Source organism: Pseudomonas sp. L13 (assembly GCF_009935965.1).
Taxonomy (GTDB): domain Bacteria; phylum Pseudomonadota; class Gammaproteobacteria; order Pseudomonadales; family Pseudomonadaceae; genus Aquipseudomonas; species Aquipseudomonas lactis.
Genome location: NZ_QODJ01000060.1, coordinates 1 through 19,635 on the forward strand (window position 1 = coordinate 1; position 19,635 = coordinate 19,635).

Sequence of the window (19,635 nt, forward strand, 5' to 3'; positions counted from 1 at the left end):
TCGCTGTCGTTGGCTTCTATAAGAATGCCACCGTGGCGCATAGACGCCTCGGCTTGGGCGAGTCCATCCAATTACAAAATGCGGTCAGAACGCGATAGAGGTTTGCACATACACCGTGCGCGGCTCACCCACGTACTTGCCCTTGTTGTTATCGTCGAACGAGCGGGTGTAGTACTGCTTGTTGAAGATGTTCTTCACCCCCACCGCCACATTCAAATCCGACAACTGCGGGCCGAAGTCATAGGCTGCGCGGCTGCTGAACAGCATATAGCCGGGAATACGGCCATTGGCACCGTCGGCGCTTTCGGCCTGGGTGTTGGCGTTGTCGGCGAACTGGCTGCTCTGGAAGCTGCTGTCCACATTCAGCTTCCATGGGCCTTGGGTGTAACCCACGCCGAGGGTGCCTTTGTGCTTGGAGGAGAAGGGCACGCGGTTGCCTTTGTTCGGGCCGTCTTCGCGGATGGTCGCATCCACATAGGCGTAGGTGGCGTACACATCAAACCCTGCCAGCGCCGGGCTCAGGCCGTCGAGGGCGTAGTTGATGCTCGACTCGATGCCCTGGTGGCGCGTTTCACCGCGGGCGATCACGGTGTCGTTGGTCTGGTTGCTGTCGTACTGGTTGTCGAAGTTGATCAGGAACGCACCGATTTCCGCGCGCAGGTTGCCGTTGTCATAACGTGTGCCGAGCTCCCACGTGCGGGCTTTTTCCGGTTTTACTTCGCCGCTGTTCACGCGGTTGGGCATCTGGCTGTATTGCACGCTGCCGAACGAGCCTTCGGTGTTGGCGTACAGGTTCCAGTCGTCGGTGAGGTGGTAGAGCACGTTCAGCGCGGGCAGCGCGGTGTTGTAGTCGCCCTTGTATTTGACGTTGCTCAGGTTGTTGGTCTGCTGGGACTCGATCATCTCGTAGCGAATGCCTGGGGTGATGGTCCACTTGCCGATGTCGATGCGGTCGTCGATGAAGAACGCATTGGCTTCGGTGCCGCCGCGTGTGTCGCGGTCGTTGCGGCTGTTGGTGGTGGGGATTTGCTGATTGGCGGCAATCGGCGTGCGGTAGCGCAGTTCGTGACCAGCCTCATTGATGTAACGGTAACCCACGCCGACTTCATGGCTGGTGGGGCCGAGGTCGAAGCCCTGGGCGAAGCGCGTCTCCAGGCCGCGTACCCAATATTCTCGTGGCGACAGCGACAGGAAACTGCCCTGGTCCAGGTAACCGCTGCGCAGGGTCTTGGTGAAGAAACTGTTGACCGTGAATTCGCGGCGGTCCTGTTCGTAGCGATAGCCCACATTGAACATCGTACGGCGGCCCCAGAACTTGTCGTAGGGGCGTGTGGACTGGTACGGATCGGCCTTGTAGTCCTTGACGTTCAAACCGCCGGGCATGTCGGCCTGGCCTTCGTAGTACTGCGCCATGGCGTTGAAGCTGTTGGCGTCGTCCAGTTGGTATTTGCCCTTGAGGATCAGGTCGTCGATGCGCGTGTTGCTGTTTTCCCGCCAGTCGCCGCCGCGGGTACCGGAGTACAAGAGTGCGCCGCCCAGGCCATTGTCGGCGGTACCGCCGGCCAGCAGGTTGCCGGTGGTCTTGAAACCGTCGTGGCTGGAGGAAGGGCTGGTCTCGGTCTGCAAGCCACCCTTGACCGTCGGCGCATCCGGGATAGCCCGGGTGACGAAGTTGACGATGCCACCCACGTTTTGCGGGCCGTAGCGCACCGCACCGCCTCCGCGTACCACATCCACCGCGTCCATGTTGCCCATGCTGATCGGCGCAAAGGAGAGTTGTGGCTGGCCGTAAGGCGCGAAGGGCACCGGGATGCCATCCATCAGCACGGTGGAGCGCGACGCCAGGCGTGGGTTGAGCCCGCGAATGCCGAAGTTCAGCGCCATGTCGTGGCTACCGGTGCCGTTGTTGTCCGGGGCGTTGACGCCGGGGATGCGGTTGAGCACATCGCGGGCCTGGGTGGCGCCCTGGCGTTCGAATTCTTCGCGGCGGATCACATCACGGGCGCCGGGGTGCTCGAATACGTTGGTTTGCGCTGCATCACCGAGCCAGTCGCCGACCACATTGGAGGTCTGCAGCTCCAGGGTCGCAGGGGCGCCGGCCGGTTGCAGGCTGTAGGCGTTGTCTCCCTCGGCGCGGGCTTGCAGGCCGGTGCCTTCCAGCAGTTTTTGCAGGCCCTCGGCAGCGCTGTAGTTGCCCGACAAACCAGGGCTTTGCATACCGGCTGTCACTGCCGAACCGAAGGACACCAACACGCCGGCTTCACGCCCGAATTGATTCAGGGCCGCTTCCAGGGTGGTCGGCGCAATGTGGTACGCCTTAGCGTCGGCTGCCATCACCGCCGGCAGTGCGGTCAGGCTGAGGCTGGCACCGAGCAGGAGTTGGCGCAGTGTACGGGCGAGAAGCGTCGGTTGCTGGGGCATGAAGGGCGGTCCTGAGAAGGAAGGATCAAGGGGGCTTTCCTTCTCTGTCACGCCAGGTGCGGAAAACGGCTCACATTTAAAAAAATACTCACTGTAGGAGCGAGCTTGCTCGCGAAAATCGTCAACGATACCGCCGGTTGCCTGGTTTAACGCGGTGTGCTGGCGTTTTTCGCGAGCAAGCTCGCTCCTACAAATGCGTCAGGCCCGTGCCTGCACGGTCACCCAATAACGCGTAAAACGCCGCACTTTCACCGGCAGGCTGATTTCCAGCAGGTCGAGGATGCGTTCGCTGTCATCCAGTGGATAACTGCCGGACAGCAGCAGGTTGGCCACTTGTGGATCGCACTGGAGCTGGCCGCGACGATAGCGCCCCAGTTCACCCAAGAAGTCTTCCAGGCGCATATGGGCGGCCACCAGCATGCCGTCGGCCCAGGCGCCGCTATTGGCGTCGGTGGCGCGCGGGGTGTCCCAGCCTTTGCGGGTGAAATTGACTTGGTGCGCGGCGTCGACGCTCAGCGCCAAGCCGTTGTAGCGGTTGGGCATGACCTCGACCTGGCCGGCCAGCACCGCCAGTTGGGTGTGGTCGTTGAACTGGCGCACATTCAAGCGCGCCGCCTGGCTGCTGAGCAGGCCCTGGCCGGTCAGCACGTGCAGCGGCGCCTGGCCTGCGCGGGCGGTGAGCAGGATTTCACCTTCAAGCAGGCGCACCAGGCGCTGCTGGCCGTCGAAATGCACATCCACGGCGCTGCCGGTGTTGAGCTGCAACTGGCTGCCGTCGGCCAATTGCACCGTGCGGCGCTGGCCCACCGGGCTGCGGTAGTCAGCCGTGAGCGGCGGTAGGATATGTTGCTGGCGCAGGCTCCAGGCGGCGGCCGAACCGGCGCCCAGAATCAGCAGCAACTTAAGCGCCTGGCGCCGGCTGCTGGAGGTAGGGGCATTCAGCGCCGCATGCGCCAGTGGCGAGGGCACGCCGCGCAGGCGTTGGTTGACGCGCTGGATCTGCTCCCACGCGCGTTGGTGTTCGCTGTGGGCATTCAACCATTGCTGCCAGGCCGCCTGCTGGCGTGGGTTGAGCGCGCCTTGCTGCATTTCCAGCAACCAGTGCACGGCTTGTTCGGCGACTTGGCTGGAGACGTTCATAGGGCGAAGTAGCAGCGCATGGCCGCTTTGGTCAGGTGGCGTTTGACGGTGGCGATGGAGATGCCCAGTTGTGCGCCGATTTGCGCGTAGGTCAGGCCGTCGAGTTGGGCTAACAGGAAGGCGCGTTTGACTTGCTTGGGCAAGCCGTCGAGCAGTTGGTCCAGCTCCAGCAAGGTCTGCAGGATGATTGCACGGTCTTCTTCCGACGGTGCCACCTGTTCGGGCAACTGCGCCAAGGCCTCGAGGTAGGCGCGCTCCAAGTCCTGGCGGCGGTAGAAGTTGAACAGTACGCGCTTGGCCACGGTGGTGAGGAAGGCGCGCGGCTCGATCAGCGTTGGCGCATCCCGGGCACTGAGCACCCGGATAAAGGTGTCCTGCGCCAGGTCGGCCGCGTTGTCCGGGCAGCCGAGCTTGCGCCGCAACCAGCCGGTAAGCCAGTGGTGATGGTCGTTGTACAACACTTCGACGGGATTGGACGGCTGCAACGCGATCACTCCGCAAGCATTCGATATGCTTTAGAGAACAAGAATTGTTCGCATTGTAGGGCCCGTGACCAGGTTCGGCAATCGGCCAAGGAAGATGATTCATCCGTTCTCTTTTGCTTATGAGAATATTTATCATTAGTATTGCGCACTGATGAACCAGGCGCCTGCCGCATGAAAAGCAAAAGCTCATTGCCCGTCTCTTATCGCCTTGCCGTCACCTCACGCGTGCTGGCGGCGGTGATTGGTGGTTACCTGATGGCCTCCCTGGCCGCCATTTGCCTGGCCCTGTGGCTGCCCACCACCCGTGCCGATGCGGTGGTCACCGGCATGATGAGTTCCTTTGTGTTCTACCTGCTGGCGGTGCTCTGGTGTTTTGCCTGTCGCACGGCCTGGCGCGCCTGGGCTGGGGTGATGGTGCCGAGTGCGCTGTTGGTCACCCTGGCCGGCATTGGTTTTTGGATGGCTCGCACATGAAAGAGGGCTTTCGCCAGGCCATGGCCTGGCTGCACACCTGGGCAGGCTTGATCTTCGGCTGGTTGCTGTTCGCGATTTTCCTCACCGGCACCCTGGCCTATTTCAAAGACGAAATTACCCACTGGATGCAGCCCGAAGTGCAGGCCCATCCCCTGGACGATGGGCGCAGCCTCGCCGTTGCGCAAAACTATCTGCAACAGCAGGCGCCTACCGCCGCGCGCTGGTTCATTACCTTGCCGACCCGTCGCGACCCCGGCTTGTCGGTGATGTGGCAGGACAAGGTCGAGCCCGGCAAGCGCGGTACCTTCATCCAGAAAGTCCTCGACCCCGTCACCGGCCAACCGGTGCAGGCTCGCGAAAGCAAGGGTGGCGAGTTCTTCTATCGTTTCCACTTCCAGCTGCAAATGCCTTACCCGTGGGGTCGCTGGCTATCGACCATCGCCGCCATGGTGATGTTTGTCGCGCTGATCACCGGCATCATCACCCACAAGAAAATCTTCAAAGACTTCTTCACCTTCCGCCCGCGAAAAGGCCAGCGCTCCTGGCTGGACGGGCACAACGCGGTGGGTGTGCTGGTGCTTCCGTTTCACCTGATGATCACCTACAGCAGCCTGGTGATATTCATGAGCATGGTCATGCCTGCGCCCATCGTGGCGTCCTATGGCGACGACAGCCGGGCGTTTTTCAGTGAGCTGTTCCCCAACACCCACAATGCGCCGGCCCTTGGCCAGCCAGGGCAGTTGCTGCCGTTATTGCCGCTGTACCAGCAGGCGCGGGAGCAGTGGGCGGGTGGTCATGTAGGGCGGGTGGCGGTCAACAACCCCGGCGATGCCAACGCCTCAGTCAATGTGTTCCGCGCCGGCTCCGACAGCGTAGTGCATGCCTCCGGCAGTACCCTGTCGTTCAACGGCACCACCGGCGAGCTGTTGCGAGGCAGTGCCGAGCCGTCATTGGCGACGGCCATCGGTGGCAGTTTCTACGGTTTGCACATGGGCCATTTCGCCGGCCCGGTGCTGCGCTGGCTGTACTTTATTTGCGGCCTGGCGGGCACGGCGATGATCGGTACGGGATTGGTGATCTGGCTGGGCAAGCGCCAGCTCAAACACGCCAAGGCCGCGGTGATGCCCTTTGAGCTGCGCCTGGTGGAAGTGCTGAATATTGCCAGCATGTCCGGATTGATGATCGCCATTGCGGCGTTTTTCTGGGCCAACCGCCTGTTGCCGGTGAGCTTCGCTGCGCGTTCCGATTGGGAAGTGCAGGCGTTCTTTATCGCCTGGGGCCTGAGCCTGTTGCACGCCTTGCTGCGGCGCGGTCGCCAGGGCTGGGTCGAGCAACTGAGCTTCGGCGCGCTGTTGTTTGCCGCCATTCCACTGCTTAACGCCATCACCACGTCGCACCACTTGGGCGTCTCCGTGCCAAACGGCGACTGGGCCATGGCCGGCTTCGACCTCACCTGCCTGGCCAGCGGCATGTTTCTCGCCTGGGCAGCCTGGAAAATGCACCACCACACCGCGCCGCAACCCAAGGCTGAACGTGCCCGTGGGTTGGCACTCAACCAGCAGGCCCACTGATGCTCCTCGCGCTATTGATGTGCTACGCCGGGTTTACCGCGCTGTGTTTGGCCACCGACCGTCACCACGGCGAATTGCTGCACAGCAAACCCACGCCCACTCGGCGCCTGGCGCTGCGGGTGGGCGGCTGGTTGCTGCTGGCCGTGTCGATCTGGCCGGCCGTGCTTGGCGCCGGTTGGGGCCAGGGCCTGGTGGAGTGGTGCGCGGTGTTGATGCTCAGCGCCTTGCTGCTGGTGTTGCTGCTGCCGTATCGGCCAAGGCTGGCCTTGATCCTCGCGGGCCTCGGCCTGTTGGCCAGCCCTGTTGCGGCGTTCGCCCTATCTTGAGCCGGCCATGAGGATCAACCCACCGCCACAACCCCAGGACAATCCGCACGCGGAGGCGGCCGGTGGGCGTGCGCACTTTTTGCAGGTGTTTTTGTCCCAGCGTTCGCAAATGGAGGCGTTGGTCAGCCGCCGTGTCGGTTGCCGCGCCACGGCCGCCGACTTGGTGCAGGATTTGTTCCTGCGCTTCTGGCGTCGCCCGCTGGTGCAGGTCGAAGAGCTGAGTACCTACCTGCTGCGCTGCGCTGGCAACATTGCCATCGACCACCTGCGCAGCGAAGGCGCACGGGCGCGCGGCAGTGAAGGCTGGCTGCCCGAGCAGTCAGATAATCAAGGCTGCGAACCCCAGGCGGCGCTGGAGGCGGGCAATGATCTGCGCCATGTGGAAGCCGCCTTGCGCAGCTTGCCCGAGCGCACCCGCCAGATTTTCCTGCTTAACCGCATTCACGGCCGCAAGTACGCCGAAATCGCCAAGGCCATGGGCCTGTCCCAAAGTGCCGTGGAAAAACATATGATGCGTGCCCTCGAAGCCTGCAAGGCCAGCCTTCGCGAACCCTCGACGCCACGCACGCCAGGGAAAGCCTTGTGAACGTCACGCCCACGCCCGCCCAGGAACAGGCCGCACTCGATTGGTTGTGCCTGCTGCATGACCAGCCCAGCAGCGGCGACCAGGCCACGTTCAGCCGCTGGTTGCGCGCAGATCCCGCACACGTCGAGGCGTACTCCCAAGCCCAGGTGCTCTGGGAATTGAGCGAAGTGCCGGCGCGCCAACTGGCCGATGAGGACGCGCTCGCCTTGCAGGGCTACCTCAAGAGGATCAACGCCTCCAAACGCTCCCGGGTAGCGCGCTGGTCCGGTACCTTGGCCGTCGCCGCCTGCCTGCTGTTGATGGTATCGATGGGCGCCGGTTGGCAGCCGTCGCGTTGGGTCGATAAATGGGGCGCCGACTATGTGACGGCGCCGGGGGAGGTGCAGACCTTCACCCTGGCCGATCAATCCAAGGTCACCCTCGACGCCGACAGCGCCATTGCGGTGGATTTCAGCCAGGGCGAACGGCACATCCAACTGCGCCGTGGTGCAGGTTTTTTCAGCGTGACCCACACCGGCCAACCCTTCGTGGTGGAGGCGAGTGGCGGTGAAACGCGGGTACTGGGAACGCAGTTTGAAGTGCGTCTGCAACCTGACGGCGCCGAGGTCACTGTGCTGTCCGGCCGTGTCGGCGTGACGCCCTCAAAACAGGGCCAGCAACAGGTGCTGACCGCAGGCCAGCAAGTGGCTTACGCCCATGGCATTGCCGCTCCCTTGCATGGCGTCGACAGCGCCTCACGCCTGGCCTGGCGCGAGGGTTGGCTCAACTACTACAAGGCACCGCTGGCCGAGGTGGTCGAGGACCTGCGGCGTTATTACCCCGGTCGCATTCTTCTGCTTAACGAGGACATGGCCGCCAAACGCGTCAGCGGCAGCTTTCCGAGCCAGGACCCAGCAGCGGTCTTGAACGCCTTGCAAGCGGTGCTGGGTTTTGAACAGCACACCTTGTTGGGCCGCATGATTGTGCTGCGCTAGGCCTGCGTTGCCGACCCGTTAGGCAAGGAATACCTCAGCTCGGCACGTACAGCGATGGTGTCGCTGGAAGCCAACTTCTAAGCCCACCCCCAAGCCCACTGTGCAGAGCTCCCACATTTGATTGTGTGTTACTTCAATGCGGCCATGATTGCTTCAGGGTTGTAGTCGCGAATCAAGGTGCCGTTTACATCCACAAACGGAATCCCGCCACCGCCCAGCGCCTCATACGCCTTGCGCGCCTGGGCATCCTTCTCGATATCGACGGCCTGGTACGGGATACCCTTCTGGTCCAGAAAACGCCGGATCTGCTTGCAGTACCCGCACCACTCGGTGGCATAGAGCACCACCCGCGCAGAGGCGCGTACCTGCTCCGGTGCCACCTGGGACGGGTTGAACAGCCGCTCCACCTTGCCCCAGTTCTGGATCGCTACCACCACCAGCAACACCAGCAGGACTTTCTTGAGCACCCCGCCCAGCATCAGTTACGACGCTTGAGCTGGTCGGTCAGTTGGGTCGGCAGGCCCTTGATGATCAAGGTGCCGGCGGCTTCGTCGTACTCGATCTTGTCGCCCAGCAGGTGCGCTTCAAAGCTGATGGACAGGCCCTCGGCGCGCCCGGTGAAGCGGCGGAACTGGTTGAGGGTGCGTTTGTCGGCCGGAATTTCCGGCGACAGGCCGTAATCCTTGTTGCGGATGTGGTCGTAGAAGGCTTTTGGCCGGTCTTCATCGATCAGCCCGGAGAGCTCTTCCAGGCCCATGGGTTCGCCGAGCTTGGCCTGGCTGCTGGCGTAGTCCACCAGGGTCTTGGTTTTCTCGCGGGCGGACTCGTCGGGCAGGTCTTCGCTTTCGACGAAGTCACTGAACGCCTTGAGCAAGGTGCGGGTTTCGCCCGGGCCGTCGACGCCTTCCTGGCAACCGATAAAGTCGCGGAAGTACTCCGAGACCTTCTTGCCGTTCTTGCCTTTGATGAAGGAGATGTACTGCTTGGACTGCTTGTTGTTCTGCCACTCGGAGACGTTGATACGCGCCGCCAGGTGCAACTGGCCCAGGTCCAGGTGGCGCGAGGGCGTCACGTCCAGCTCGTCGGTCACCGCCACGCCTTCGCTGTGGTGCAGCAGGGCGATGGCCAGGTAGTCGGTCATGCCTTGCTGGTAATGGGCAAACAGCACATGGCCGCCGGTGGAGAGGTTGGATTCCTCCATCAGCTTTTGCAGGTGCTCTACCGCCGTGCGGCTGAAGGTGGTGAAGTCCTGGCCACCGTCAAAGTAGTCCTTCAACCAGCCACTGAACGGGTGCGCGCCGGACTCGGCATGGAAGAAACCCCAGGCCTTGCCTTGTTTGGCGTTGTAGCTCTCGTTGAGGTCGGCAAGCATGTTCTCGATGGCGGCGGACTCGGCCAGTTCCGTGTCGCGGGCGTGAAGAACTGCGGGTGTGCCGTCGGGTTTTTTGTCGATCAGGTGGACGATGCAATGACGGATCGGCATAGGCTTCTCGGCTGGTTGAAGGGGGAGCCGTTGGCCTCCCCGAAAAGTCGCCCAGTGTACCGCACCCATTGGTCAAGACGTGCCCCGAACGGCATTTTGCACGCCCTCCGACTGGCCATATGCCTTTTTTTCACGGTTTAGAGCGATAAAGCTGACCAAATGGGTATGTTGAGGCGGATATTTCCCCGTCTCTGTGCTAGTTTTGCCCCGTCTTACGCCAAGTCTCGGCGTTAAGCGTGCATTCAGCATTTGTCAGGTCGAACCAATCCCCGTTTCAAGCATCTATAACCCCGATCTCCGTGGTTATGGCCGGGGATGCCAGGCCATGACGGTCGGGCTCGACGGCTGACACTGCACTCTGCAATCCATATGAATTTGATAGGGAAGGAACACCACAATGGCTATTACTAAAGACCAACTGATCGCTGACCTGGCTGAAGCAGTAGACGCACCGAAAACTACCGTGCGTGCTCTGCTGGACCAACTGAGCCAGGTTGTTGCTGATCAGCTGGAAAATGGCGGCGAAATCACTCTGCCAGGCGTTGGCAAACTGAAAGTGACCGAGCGTCCTGCCCGTACTGGCCGTAACCCTTCGACTGGCGCTGCCATCGAAATCGCTGCCAAGAAAGTTATCAAGCTGGTTGTGGCTAAAGGCCTGACCGACGCTGTTAACAAGTAAGACGCAGCAAAAAAAACCGTGCTCCGGAGTGATCCGGGCACGGTTTTTTATTGCCTGCGATTTTTAACTGTAGGAGCGAGCTTGCTCGCGAAAAACGCCAACGATAACGCGCTTATTCTGGATAAACGCGGCGTTTCGCAGATTTTCGCGAGCAAGCTCGCTCCTACAGGTGGGCGTCAGCGCACCCAGCGCTGGCGCCAGATCTGCTGCTCGTTCTTGGTCTGGAACGTCCAGGCCACGAAGCGGCTCTGCTTCTGCCCCTGGGACATCTCCACCACCTGGCTTTCCAGCACGCCGGCTTTTTTCAGCGCCGTCTCGATCGCCGGCAAGTTGGAGGCTTTGGACACCAGGGTGCTAAACCACAGCACTTTATGCGCAAAGTGCGCGCTTTCGGCGATCAACTGCGTCACAAACCGCGCCTCGCCGCCCTCACACCACAGTTCGGCCGATTGGCCACCGAAGTTGAGCACCGGCAACTTGCGTTTCGGGTCGGCCTTGCCCAAGGCGCGCCATTTACGTTCGCTGCCTTTGGTGGCTTCGTCCATGGACGCATGGAAGGGCGGGTTGCACATTGTAAGGTCAAAGCGCTCACCCGGCTCCAGCAGGCCCAACAGGATCTGCTTGGGGTTGGGCTGCTGGCGCAACTGGATGACCTTGCTCAGGTCGTTGGATTGCACGATGGCCTTGGCCGCGGACACGGCGATCGGGTCGACCTCCGAGCCGAGGAAGTTCCAGCGGTACTCCATATAGCCAATCAGTGGGTAGACGCAGTTGGCGCCCATACCGACGTCCAGCACCTTGACGATCGAGCCCCGCGGGATCTTGCCGTCGTTGACGCTGGCCAGCAGGTCGGCGAGGAAATGCACGTAGTCAGCACGCCCCGGCACCGGCGGGCACAGGTAATCGGCCGGGATATCCCAATGCTGGATGCCATAGAACGACTTGAGCAACGCCCGGTTGAACACCCGCACCGCATCCGGGCTGGCGAAGTCGATGCTCTCTTTGCCGTAGGGATTGATGATCACGAATTTGGCCAGTTCAGGCGTGGTCTTGATCAGCGCCGGGAAGTCGTAACGGCCCGTGTGGCGGTTGCGTGGGTGCAGGGTGGCCTCTTTGCGCGGCGCGACGGGTTTGGCCGTGGCGGCGGTTTTAGGCTTCTTGCGCGGTGGTTTGGGCGTAGTGGGGGCGGTCATGATGATTCTGGTGTTGGCTCAATGTGGTGGGCATTGTCACACATTCCTGAACACAACTCGGTCAAATGTGGGAGCTGGCTTGCCTGCGATGCAGGCGACTGGGTGTATCAGGCAGACCGAGGTGATGCTATCGCAGGCAAGCCAGCTCCCACAGGGGTAGGGTTTTGATTGGGAGATGGTGTCGTTTTTCTGGACAAAAAAAGAGACCCGAAGGTCTCTTTTTTCACACGGCGCCAGCCTTACAGGCTGGAAATCCGCGCATGTTGCTCCGCCAGCTTGCCCAGGGCCTGTTCAGCCTCGGCCAACTTGGCGCGTTCTTTCTCGATCACTTCAGCCGGCGCCTTGTCGACGAACGCCGCGTTGGACAGCTTGCCGCCCACGCGTTGCACTTCGCCTTGCAGACGCGCAATTTCCTTGTCGAGGCGCGCCAGTTCGGCACCCTTGTCGATCAGCCCGGCCATTGGCACCAGCACTTCCATGTCGCCCACCAACGCAGTGGCGGACAGCGGTGCTTCGGCACCGGCAGCCAATACGGTGATCGACTCCAGCTTGGCCAGCTTCTTGAGCAGCGCATCGTTCTCGCTGAGGCGACGCTGGTCTTCGGCACTGGCGTTCTTGACGAACACGGCCAGCGGCTTGCCCGGCCCGATGTTCATCTCGGCGCGGATGTTGCGCGTGCCGAGCATCAGGGTCTTGAGCCATTCGATATCGCTTTCGGCGGCCTCATCGATGCGCGCTTCGTTGGCCACCGGCCAAGGTTGCAGCATGATGGTCTTGCCTTCGATACCGGCCAACGGCGCCAGGCGCTGCCAGATTTCTTCGGTGATGAACGGCATGAACGGGTGCGCCAGGCGCAACGCCACTTCCAGCACACGCACCAGGGTGCGACGGGTGCCGCGCTGGCGTTCGACCGGCGCGTTTTCGTCCCACAGCACCGGCTTGGACAGTTCCAGGTACCAGTCGCAATACTGGTTCCAGATGAACTCATACAGGGCCTGTGCGGCCAGGTCGAAACGGAACTGGTCGAGCTGGCGGGTCACTTCGGCTTCGGTACGCTGCAACTGCGAGATGATCCAGCGATCCGCCAGGCTCAGCTCAACGGCTTCGCCGTTCTGGCCGCAGTCTTCGCCTTTGTCCAGCACGTAGCGCGCCGCATTCCAGATCTTGTTGCAGAAGTTGCGATAGCCTTCGACGCGGCCCATGTCGAACTTGATGTCGCGACCGGTGGAGGCCAGCGAGCAGAAGGTGAAGCGCAGGGCGTCGGTGCCGTAGCTGGCGATGCCGTCGGCGAATTCGTCGCGGGTCTGCTTCTCGATCTTTTTCGCCAGTTTCGGCTGCATCAGGCCCGAGGTGCGTTTCTGCACCAGGGTTTCCAGGTCGATGCCGTCGATGATGTCCAGCGGGTCCAGAACGTTGCCCTTGGACTTGGACATCTTCTGGCCCTGGCCGTCGCGTACCAGGCCGTGTACATACACGGTCTTGAACGGTACCTGCGGGGTGCCGTCTTCGTTCTTCACCAGGTGCATGGTGAGCATGATCATCCGGGCAACCCAGAAGAAAATGATGTCGAAGCCGGTAACCAGCACGTCGGTGGAGTGGAATTTCTTCAGGAACTCGGTCTGCTGCGGCCAGCCCAGGGTAGAGAAGGTCCACAGGCCCGAACTGAACCAGGTGTCCAGTACGTCGTTGTCCTGTTGCAGCGCGATGTCCGCGCCGAGGTTGTGCTTGGCACGCACTTCGGCTTCGTCACGGCCTACATAGACCTTGCCCGACTCGTCGTACCAGGCCGGAATACGGTGGCCCCACCACAGCTGACGGCTGATGCACCAGTCCTGGATGTCACGCATCCACGAGAAGTACATGTTTTCGTACTGTTTAGGCACGAACTGGATGCGGCCATCTTCCACGGCGGCAATCGCAGGTTCTGCCAGCGGCTTGGTGGACACGTACCACTGGTCGGTCAGCCACGGCTCGATCACGGTGCCGGAGCGGTCGCCCTTGGGCACTTTCAGGCCGTGGTCGTCGACGCTGACCAGCAAGCCGGCGGCGTCGAAGGCGGCAACGATCTGCTTGCGCGCTTCAAAACGGTCCAGACCTGCGTATTCGGCCGGGATCTTGCCGTCGATGCTGTCGTTGAGCGTGCCGTCCAGGTTGAACACCTGGCAGGCCGGCAGGATGGCGGCATTTTTGTCGAAGATGTTCAGCAGCGGCAGGTTGTGGCGCTTGCCGACTTCATAGTCGTTGAAATCGTGGGCCGGGGTGATTTTCACGCAGCCGGTGCCGAACTCTGGGTCGCAGTAGTCATCCGCGATGATCGGGATGCGGCGGCCAACCAATGGCAGCTCGACGAACTTGCCGATCAGCGCCTGGTAGCGCTCGTCGTTCGGATTAACGGCAACGGCGGCATCGCCGAGCATGGTTTCCGGACGGGTGGTGGCGACGATCAGGTAATCGTTGCCTTCAGCGGTCTTGGCGCCGTCAGCCAGCGGATACTTGAGGTTCCACAGGAAGCCTTTCTCGTCGTGGTTTTCCACTTCAAGGTCGGAAATGGCCGTGTGCAACTTGGTGTCCCAGTTGACCAGGCGCTTGCCGCGGTAGATCAGGCCGTCTTCATGCAGGCGCACGAAGGCTTCCTTCACGGCTTCGGACAGGCCGTCGTCCATGGTGAAGCGCTCGCGGCTCCAGTCTACGGACGAACCCAGGCGACGGATCTGACGGCTGATATTGCCGCCGGACTGGTCTTTCCATTCCCAGACTTTCTCCAGGAATTTCTCGCGGCCCAGGTCGTGACGGTTCTGGCCGGTGGCTTCCAGTTGGCGTTCCACCAGCATCTGGGTGGCGATACCGGCGTGGTCGGTGCCCGGTTGCCACAGGGTGTCGCGACCCTGCATGCGGCGGAAGCGGATCAACGCATCCATGATCGCATTGTTGAAGCCATGGCCCATGTGCAGGCTGCCAGTGACGTTCGGTGGCGGAATCATGATGGTGTACGAGTCGCCCGCACCTTGTGGGGCGAAATAGTTCTCGGACTCCCAGGTGTTGTACCAGGAAGTTTCGATAGCGTGGGGCTGGTAGGTCTTATCCATGCGCGGCGGGACCCTAGTTGGCATTTATTCAGGAAAGCCGGCAAGTATAACGGGGGATAGGGGCGAGGGCGAGGCGAAGACGGTTAAGACCGATGCAGAATTAATGTGGGAGCTGGCTTGCCTGCGATGGCGGTGTTTCAGTCAGCATCTTCGGCGACTGATCGCCGCCATCGCAGGCAAGCCAGCTCCCACAGGGATCTATGCAAGGTTCAAGACTGGTACTGGCTGAGCAACCGCTCCATCCGCGCATCCATCCGACGCTTGATCTCAGCCTCGATATGCGGCGCAAAGTCATCGATCACATCCTGCATGATCAATTGCGCAGCGGCGCGCAGTTCGTTGTCCAGGTGCAGCAGCAGTGCGTCGGGCGCTTTTTCAGCGGCTGGCGGCGGCTCTGCAACAGGAGCCGGGGCGGCAGGCTTGCCGCCGACCATGTCGAACAACAGCGGAATCTGTACCTCGCCCTCGACCGTGTCGGTCAGCAGCGGCGGTTGCAGGTTGTCATCACCCAGCAACTGACGGATCGACTCCAAGTCATCCAGCAGGTGGTCGTCTTTTTTCAGCGGGTTGGGAGTGTCCATCATGTACTCAAAGTCGTTGTAGCCGGTGATCTTGCAGAGGATAGCCCTGTTCACGGTAAAAGCGGAAACTCTCCCGCGCGGCCTGACGAATAGCCGGGTCTTCGACCACCACTTCCGCCACACGGGCGAACGCTTTGGCAAAGGCCGGTACCTTCAGGTCGAGGTTGACCAGCAAATCATGGTGATCGCCGCAATTATCCCCCAAGCCCAGCACAACCAGGCTTTCGGGTTCGGATTCGGCGGGGCCGTGGGGCACGAAGCTCTCGCCCTTGAAGCGCCACAGGCGGGCATCAAGTTCGTCACGTTGGGCAGCATCGCTGCAATGCAGGTAGATGCGATGGCCCATGCGCCAGGCTTTTTCGGTGAGTTTGCAGGCAAAATCCAGGCGCGCAAGGGGATCGGCGCTGGGCAATATATAGAAGTCGACTTGGGGCATTGGGAATCCTGGGGCTGGCCTGATGGCCCCCTGTAGGAGCGAGCTTGCTCGCGAAAAACCTGAGGACACCGCGTTCATCCAGGATGAACGCATTATCAAAGGCGATCTTCGCGAGCAAGCTCGCTCCTACAGAGAGGCGCAGGGGCCGCTTAAGCTTTGGCGCGATCCAGCAGGTATTGGGTCAGCAGGGGTACCGGACGGCCAGTGGCGCCCTTGTCCTTGCCGCCGCTGGTCCAGGCCGTGCCGGCGATATCCAGGTGAGCCCAGTTGAAGTTCTTGGCAAAGCGCGACAGGAAGCAGGCAGCCGTAATGGTGCCGGCTTTCGGCCCACCGATGTTGGCGATGTCGGCGAACGGGCTGTCGAGCTGTTCCTGGTACTCATCGAACAGCGGCAGTTGCCAGGCGCGGTCGTCGGCGGCCTTGCCAGCGCTGAGCAATTGCTCGATCAGTTCGTCGTTGTTGCCCAGCAGGCCCGAGGTGTGGGAGCCCAGGGCCACGATGCAGGCACCGGTCAGGGTGGCGATGTCGATCACGGCCTGGGGCTTGAAGCGCTCGGCGTAGGTCAGGGCATCGCACAGCACCAGGCGGCCTTCGGCGTCGGTGTTGAGGATCTCGACGGTCTGGCCGCTCATGGTGGTGACGATATCGCCTGGGCGCGCCGCACCGCCGCTCGGCATGTTCTCGGCACAAGCCAAAATGCACACCAGGTTGATCGGCAGCTTGAGTTCCAGCACGGCGCGCAGGGTGCCGAACACGCTGGCGGCGCCGCCCATGTCGTACTTCATTTCGTCCATACCGGCGCCCGGCTTGAGGCTGATGCCGCCGGTGTCGAAGGTAATGCCTTTACCTACCAGGGCGTAAGGCTTCTCGGACTTCTTGCCGCCGTTGTATTGCATCACGATCAGGCGTGGCGGCTGGTCGCTGCCCTGGCCCACGGCATAGAACGAGCCCATGCCTAGGTCCTTGATTTTCTTCTCGTCCAGTACCTCAACCTTCAAGCCCTTGAACTCTTTGCCCAATGCCTTGGCCTGTTCGCCCAGGAATGTCGGGTGGCAGATGTTCGGCGGCAGGTTGCCCAGGTCGCGAGTGAACGACATGCCGTTGGCGATGGCCTGGGCGTGGGTGACGGCGCGCTGGACTTCAGCCTGGGCGGCCTTGATGGTCAGCAGGGTGATTTTCTTCAGGGCGCGGGGTTCGGCTTTCTGGCTCTTGAACTGGTCGAAAATATAGCCGCCGTCCACCAGCGACTCGGCCAGCAGGCGGGTCTTGCCGTAGCTGTCGCGGCCCTTGACCACGATTTCATCGAGTGCCAGCACCGCATCGCTGCCGCCCAGGCCCTTGAGGGTGGTAAGGAGGCCGCTGACGATCTTGCGAAACGGACGGTCGCCCAGTTCGGCATCCTTGCCCACGCCCACCAGCAAAACGCGCTCGGCTTTAAGGTTAGGCAGGCTCTGCAGCAGCAGGCTCTGGCCGACTTTGCCGGCCAGGTCGCCGCGCTTGAGCACGGCGCTGATAGCGCCGCCGCTCAGTTCATCCAGTTGCTTGGCGGCGACGCCAAGAGTGCGGCCTTCGCCGACAGCGACCACGAGGGTGGCGGTTTTCAACGTTTCAGGGCTAACGCTTTTTACAACCAATTCCATTTTCGGGTCCCTTATCAAGGTCTGTGAGCCGGGAGCTTGTACTCCGGCTTTAAAGCTCGGCAGCGTTGTAAACCGCCAGCGACAAAGGCCGCAGTTTGAACCTCGCCAGCGGAGCCTGACAACCCTTGGCGCACGCTTTGTGCGTGCGCATGAGTAAGCTCCGTGACAGGCGCGGTCAATCACAGGATAATGCGCCATCTTTTTAGCCGGCCCGTGGTAAACGGGTCGACTCGGTATGCTTGCTTGTTTGGCCGCCTTAGCCTGACAACCCTGGAGTGTCTGGTTTGATTGTCTTCCGTTATCTGTCCCGCGAAGTCCTGTTGACCCTGAGTGCCGTAAGTGCGGTGTTGCTGGTCATCATCATGAGTGGTCGTTTCGTCAAGTTCCTGGCCCAAGCCGCCGCTGGCGCCCTGGATCCGGGTTCACTGTTCCTGATCATGGGCTACCGGATGCCCGGCATGCTCCAGTTGATCCTGCCGCTGGGCCTGTTTCTCGGCATATTGCTGGCCTATGGCCGGCTGTACCTGGAAAGTGAGATGACTGTGCTGTCGGCCACCGGCATGAGCCAGCAGCGCCTGCTGGCCATGACCATGGTGCCTGCCGCCGGTGTTGCTCTGATAGTGGCCTGGTTGAGCATGAGCCTGGCGCCCCAGGGGGCCATGCAGTTCCAGTTGCTGCTGAACAAGCAGGATGCGATGACTGAGTTCGACACTCTCGAGCCCGGTCGCTTCCAGTCGCTCAGCGACGGTTCGCGGGTGACCTACACCGAAACCATGACCGACGACCGCTCCAACCTTGGCGGCGTGTTCATCTCCCAGAAGAACCTCGGTCAGAACCAGAAGGACCGAGGTATTTCGATTCTGGTGGCCGACAGCGGTCGCCAGGAAATCCGTCCCGATGGCAATCGCTACCTGATCCTGGAAAACGGCTACCGCTACGACGGCAGCCCTGGCCTGGCGGATTATCGGGCGATCAAGTACGACACCTATGGCGTCATGCTGCCCAAGGCCGAGATCAGTGACGAGGTGACCGACCGCGACGCACTGCCCACTTCATCGCTGTTCGGCAGCCCGGAGTTGCGCTCCATCGCCGAGTTGCAATGGCGCCTGTCCCTGCCGCTGCTGGTGTTTATCGTGACCCTGATGGCCGTGCCGCTGTCGCGCGTCAACCCGCGCCAAGGGCGTTTCCTCAAGTTGCTGCCGGCGATCCTGCTGTACATGGCCTACCTGACCATCCTGATTTCCGCCCGTGGCTCCCTGGAGAAGGGCAAGTTGCCACCGGCCTTGGGCCTGTGGTGGGTACACGGGGTTTTCCTGATGATCGGCCTGGGGCTGCTCTATTGGGAACCTATCCGTTTGAAAATGAAGAGCCGTCGTGGCCTGAAGGAGTTGGCTCGTGGCTAAGCTTGATCGCTACATCGGCATTAGCGTACTGATCGCTATCCTGGCGGTACTGGGCATCATCCTTGGCCTGGCCTTGCTGTTCGCCTTCATTGATGAAGTGGGCAACGTCACCGATACCTACACGGTCACGGACGTGCTGAGCTACGTGGCACTGACCGCGCCGCGTCGCCTCTACGACATGATGCCAATGGCCGCGCTGATTGGCTGCCTGATCGGCCTAGGCACCCTGGCCAGCAACAGCGAGCTGACCATCATGCGCGCCGCCGGGGTTTCCATCGGCCGTATCGTCTGGGCGGTGATGAAGCCGATGCTGCTGCTGATGGCGTGCAGCGTGCTGATCGGTGAATACGTGGCGCCACCGGCCGAAGCTACCGCCCAGGCCAATCGCGCCCTGGCCCAGGGTTCGGGCGATGCGCAAAGCGCCAAGCACGGCCTGTGGCACCGCCAGGGTGACGAGTTCATCCACATCAACGCCGTGCAACCGGGTGGCCTGTTGATCGGGGTAACCCGCTACACCTTCGACAAAGAACGGCACATGTTGTCGTCCAGCTTCGCCAAGCGCGCGCAGTACAGTGGCGAGCAATGGCAACTGAGCGACGTCACCACCACGCACTTCCGTAACGTGGGCCAGGGCACCCAGTCCAGCACCGAAGTGGTCAATGTGCCGACTGAGCAGTGGGATATCGCCCTGAAGCCGGAATTGCTCAACACCGTGGTCATGGTGCCGGAAGCGCTGCCTATCTCCGGTTTGTGGAGCTATATCCACTATCTCAAGGAGCAGGGTCTGAACAATGGCCGCTACTGGCTGGCGTTCTGGGTAAAGGTATTGCAACCGGTGGTTACCGCGGCCTTGGTGTTGATGGCGATCTCCTTCATTTTCGGGCCATTGCGTTCCGTGACCCTGGGCCAGCGGGTATTTACCGGTGTGCTGGTGGGCTTCACCTTCCGCATCGCCCAGGACTTGCTTGGGCCGTCGAGCCTGGTATTCGGTTTTTCGCCGCTGTTTGCGGTGCTGGTGCCCACGGGCATTTGCGCCGTGGCCGGGTTCTGGCTGCTGCGCCGGGCGGGTTGAAGCCGCGCTCGCATAATGCCACTCACTGTAGGAGCGAGCTTGCTCGCGAAAATCTGCGAAACGCCGCGTTTATCCAGGATAAGCG

Annotated in this window: 18 protein-coding genes; 8 read left to right on the forward strand and 10 right to left on the reverse strand. The window is 61.7% G+C overall.

What is annotated here, in order from left to right:
• Positions 1–84 precede the first annotated feature (84 nt).
• The 3 genes from fecA to DK871_RS23390 all read right to left on the reverse strand — a co-directional run bounded on the left by fecA (position 85) and on the right by DK871_RS23390 (position 4,046).
• Positions 85–2,421: a TonB-dependent Fe(3+) dicitrate receptor FecA gene (gene fecA, locus DK871_RS23380; RefSeq protein ID WP_161906802.1), complete on the reverse strand. Its 2,337-nt coding sequence runs from the start codon at positions 2,419–2,421 to the stop codon at positions 85–87.
• 198 nt (positions 2,422–2,619) lie between these two features.
• Positions 2,620–3,561: a FecR domain-containing protein gene (locus DK871_RS23385; protein ID WP_161906803.1), complete on the reverse strand. Its 942-nt coding sequence runs from the start codon at positions 3,559–3,561 to the stop codon at positions 2,620–2,622.
• Positions 3,558–4,046 (reverse strand): sigma-70 family RNA polymerase sigma factor, encoded by a 489-nt coding sequence (locus DK871_RS23390; protein WP_161906804.1) that lies wholly within the window; start codon positions 4,044–4,046, stop codon positions 3,558–3,560. The genes DK871_RS23385 and DK871_RS23390 overlap by 4 nt, the downstream gene beginning before the upstream one ends.
• 171 nt (positions 4,047–4,217) lie before the next feature.
• On the opposite strand from DK871_RS23390, the gene DK871_RS23395 reads away from it, so the two are divergent.
• Genes DK871_RS23395 through DK871_RS23415 form a run of 5 tightly spaced genes read left to right on the forward strand, consistent with a single transcriptional unit; the run spans position 4,218 to position 7,977 of the window.
• On the forward strand, positions 4,218–4,520 hold the full coding sequence (locus DK871_RS23395) for a DUF3649 domain-containing protein (RefSeq protein ID WP_161906805.1): 303 nt from the start codon (positions 4,218–4,220) through the stop codon (positions 4,518–4,520).
• Positions 4,517–6,091 carry a PepSY domain-containing protein gene (locus DK871_RS23400; protein WP_161906806.1) on the forward strand — a complete coding sequence of 525 codons (1,575 nt, stop codon included), beginning with the start codon at positions 4,517–4,519 and terminating at the stop codon, positions 6,089–6,091. Before DK871_RS23395 ends, DK871_RS23400 begins: the two co-directional genes overlap by 4 nt.
• Entirely contained in the window at positions 6,091–6,417 is a 327-nt protein-coding gene (locus DK871_RS23405; protein WP_044272042.1) for a DUF3325 domain-containing protein, read from the forward strand. Before DK871_RS23400 ends, DK871_RS23405 begins: the two co-directional genes overlap by 1 nt.
• Positions 6,418–6,424: 7 nt before the next feature.
• Positions 6,425–7,003, forward strand: coding sequence for an RNA polymerase sigma factor (locus DK871_RS23410; RefSeq protein WP_161906807.1), 579 nt, complete (start codon positions 6,425–6,427; stop codon positions 7,001–7,003).
• A complete protein-coding gene (locus DK871_RS23415; RefSeq protein ID WP_161906808.1) occupies positions 7,000–7,977 on the forward strand; it encodes a FecR family protein in 978 nt (325 codons plus the stop codon). Before DK871_RS23410 ends, DK871_RS23415 begins: the two co-directional genes overlap by 4 nt.
• A gap of 128 nt (positions 7,978–8,105) precedes the next feature.
• On the opposite strand, the gene DK871_RS23420 is transcribed toward DK871_RS23415, so the two are convergent.
• Both DK871_RS23420 and yejK read right to left on the reverse strand, forming a co-directional pair.
• Positions 8,106–8,456 (reverse strand): glutaredoxin family protein, encoded by a 351-nt coding sequence (locus DK871_RS23420; protein ID WP_069558070.1) that lies wholly within the window; start codon positions 8,454–8,456, stop codon positions 8,106–8,108.
• Complete coding sequence (gene yejK, locus DK871_RS23425; RefSeq protein WP_032893412.1) at positions 8,456–9,460, reverse strand: nucleoid-associated protein YejK; 1,005 nt, start codon at positions 9,458–9,460, stop codon at positions 8,456–8,458. The genes DK871_RS23420 and yejK overlap by 1 nt, the downstream gene beginning before the upstream one ends.
• Before the next feature lie 397 nt (positions 9,461–9,857).
• On the opposite strand from yejK, the gene DK871_RS23430 reads away from it, so the two are divergent.
• Complete coding sequence (locus tag DK871_RS23430) at positions 9,858–10,139, forward strand: HU family DNA-binding protein (protein WP_003188840.1); 282 nt, start codon at positions 9,858–9,860, stop codon at positions 10,137–10,139.
• Between the two features lie 176 nt (positions 10,140–10,315).
• Here the strand turns inward: DK871_RS23430 and rlmF are convergent, their stop codons facing one another.
• The 5 genes from rlmF to DK871_RS23455 all read right to left on the reverse strand — a co-directional run bounded on the left by rlmF (position 10,316) and on the right by DK871_RS23455 (position 17,075).
• Positions 10,316–11,332, reverse strand: coding sequence for a 23S rRNA (adenine(1618)-N(6))-methyltransferase RlmF (rlmF, locus tag DK871_RS23435; RefSeq protein WP_044272050.1), 1,017 nt, complete (start codon positions 11,330–11,332; stop codon positions 10,316–10,318).
• Positions 11,333–11,571: 239 nt separating this feature from the next.
• Positions 11,572–14,418 carry a valine--tRNA ligase gene (locus DK871_RS23440; protein ID WP_161906809.1) on the reverse strand — a complete coding sequence of 949 codons (2,847 nt, stop codon included), beginning with the start codon at positions 14,416–14,418 and terminating at the stop codon, positions 11,572–11,574.
• A 209-nt stretch (positions 14,419–14,627) separates the two neighbouring features.
• Positions 14,628–14,999, reverse strand: coding sequence for a DNA polymerase III subunit chi (locus DK871_RS23445; RefSeq protein WP_161906820.1), 372 nt, complete (start codon positions 14,997–14,999; stop codon positions 14,628–14,630).
• A gap of 7 nt (positions 15,000–15,006) precedes the next feature.
• The gene (locus tag DK871_RS23450; protein WP_044272057.1) at positions 15,007–15,435 is read right to left on the reverse strand and encodes a DNA polymerase III subunit chi; all 429 of its coding nucleotides are present in this window, start codon (positions 15,433–15,435) and stop codon (positions 15,007–15,009) included.
• 149 nt (positions 15,436–15,584) lie between these two features.
• Positions 15,585–17,075 carry a leucyl aminopeptidase gene (locus tag DK871_RS23455; protein ID WP_161906810.1) on the reverse strand — a complete coding sequence of 497 codons (1,491 nt, stop codon included), beginning with the start codon at positions 17,073–17,075 and terminating at the stop codon, positions 15,585–15,587.
• A gap of 284 nt (positions 17,076–17,359) precedes the next feature.
• On the opposite strand from DK871_RS23455, the gene lptF reads away from it, so the two are divergent.
• Together lptF and lptG are read left to right on the forward strand one after the other, a co-directional pair.
• Positions 17,360–18,478: an LPS export ABC transporter permease LptF gene (lptF, locus tag DK871_RS23460; protein ID WP_089041328.1), complete on the forward strand. Its 1,119-nt coding sequence runs from the start codon at positions 17,360–17,362 to the stop codon at positions 18,476–18,478.
• Positions 18,471–19,550 (forward strand): LPS export ABC transporter permease LptG, encoded by a 1,080-nt coding sequence (gene lptG, locus DK871_RS23465; RefSeq protein ID WP_161906811.1) that lies wholly within the window; start codon positions 18,471–18,473, stop codon positions 19,548–19,550. The genes lptF and lptG overlap by 8 nt, the downstream gene beginning before the upstream one ends.
• Positions 19,551–19,635: the final 85 nt, after the last annotated feature.

Bases quoted from the DNA above. Each gene is read 5' to 3' on its own strand.
- DK871_RS23455 (WP_161906810.1), bottom strand. From the start codon at position 17,075: ATGGAATTGGTTGTAAAAAGCGTTAGCCCTGAAACGTTGAAAACCGCC.
- DK871_RS23450 (WP_044272057.1), bottom strand. From the start codon at position 15,435: ATGCCCCAAGTCGACTTCTATATATTGCCCAGCGCCGATCCCCTTGCG.
- DK871_RS23440 (WP_161906809.1), bottom strand. From the start codon at position 14,418: ATGGATAAGACCTACCAGCCCCACGCTATCGAAACTTCCTGGTACAAC.
- DK871_RS23445 (WP_161906820.1), bottom strand. From the start codon at position 14,999: ATGGACACTCCCAACCCGCTGAAAAAAGACGACCACCTGCTGGATGAC.
- DK871_RS23420 (WP_069558070.1), bottom strand. From the start codon at position 8,456: ATGCTGGGCGGGGTGCTCAAGAAAGTCCTGCTGGTGTTGCTGGTGGTG.
- DK871_RS23405 (WP_044272042.1), top strand. From the start codon at position 6,091: ATGCTCCTCGCGCTATTGATGTGCTACGCCGGGTTTACCGCGCTGTGT.
- DK871_RS23395 (WP_161906805.1), top strand. From the start codon at position 4,218: ATGAAAAGCAAAAGCTCATTGCCCGTCTCTTATCGCCTTGCCGTCACC.
- DK871_RS23410 (WP_161906807.1), top strand. From the start codon at position 6,425: ATGAGGATCAACCCACCGCCACAACCCCAGGACAATCCGCACGCGGAG.
- yejK (WP_032893412.1), bottom strand. From the start codon at position 9,460: ATGCCGATCCGTCATTGCATCGTCCACCTGATCGACAAAAAACCCGAC.
- rlmF (WP_044272050.1), bottom strand. From the start codon at position 11,332: ATGACCGCCCCCACTACGCCCAAACCACCGCGCAAGAAGCCTAAAACC.
- DK871_RS23385 (WP_161906803.1), bottom strand. From the start codon at position 3,561: ATGAACGTCTCCAGCCAAGTCGCCGAACAAGCCGTGCACTGGTTGCTG.
- DK871_RS23400 (WP_161906806.1), top strand. From the start codon at position 4,517: ATGAAAGAGGGCTTTCGCCAGGCCATGGCCTGGCTGCACACCTGGGCA.
- DK871_RS23430 (WP_003188840.1), top strand. From the start codon at position 9,858: ATGGCTATTACTAAAGACCAACTGATCGCTGACCTGGCTGAAGCAGTA.
- fecA (WP_161906802.1), bottom strand. From the start codon at position 2,421: ATGCCCCAGCAACCGACGCTTCTCGCCCGTACACTGCGCCAACTCCTG.